The sequence below is a fragment of the Vibrio sp. 2130-1 genome (genome assembly GCF_033339515.1).
On sequence record NZ_JAWOUT010000235.1, the window covers coordinates 1 to 732 of the forward strand.

Sequence of the window (732 nt, forward strand, 5' to 3'; positions counted from 1 at the left end):
CTGGTGGTGACAACAACATCCGTGGTTATGGCTATGAATCCATCTCACCTGTCGATGAAAGTGGCGCATTAACGGGTGCGAAATACATCTTAAGCAGCACCTTAGAGTATCAATATCGTGTTTACGGCAACTGGTGGGCCGCAACGTTCTACGATATTGGTGATGCGTTTAATGACACACCTGAATGGAAATCTGGTGCCGGGGTTGGTATTCGATGGGCTTCACCTGTGGGACCGGTAAGCTTCGACTTTGCGTGGGGGCTGGATGAAAAGCCAAACAACGAATTCCGCATCCACTTCTCTTTGGGGCCTGAGCTATGATCAAAAAGATGTTTAAGTGGACCAAGTGGTTATCACTAAGTTTGATTGGTCTGCTGTTGTTAATCACTATTTTTGTCGCAACGGTACTGTTTACCCATCCAGGGTTGAAGCTGGCGATTTGGGGCGCAGAGAAAGCCTTACCTCAGCTCAAAGTCGAGAGCATTCAAGGTTCGCTATTCCCTCGTTTTGCACTGCAAAATGTCAGTTTTGTTGATGAGTCTTTACATATTGATGCGAAAGTCGAGCGCCTTGCGTTGGCGATTAACTTCCGCTGTTTCTTTGACCCAAAAGTGTGTGTTGATGAACTGGCGCTGCAAGGTGTTAACTTCCAAATGCCAGAATTGCCACCAGCCAGTGAAGAGCCTGAAGAAGAAACACCACCGCTGCGTTCTATCAGCACGCCAGTGCCAAT

Annotated in this window: 1 protein-coding gene and 1 pseudogene; both read left to right on the forward strand. The window is 47.7% G+C overall.

Annotation, left to right across the window (positions count from 1 at the left end; genetic code table 11):
* Positions 1-320: autotransporter assembly complex protein TamA (locus R7Q09_RS25410; RefSeq protein WP_318143851.1), on the forward strand; the 320-nt coding region annotated here is incomplete at its 5' end.
* Positions 317-732, forward strand: a pseudogene (locus R7Q09_RS25415) (translocation/assembly module TamB); the annotation flags it as partial. The gene R7Q09_RS25410 and the pseudogene R7Q09_RS25415, both read left to right, overlap by 4 nt.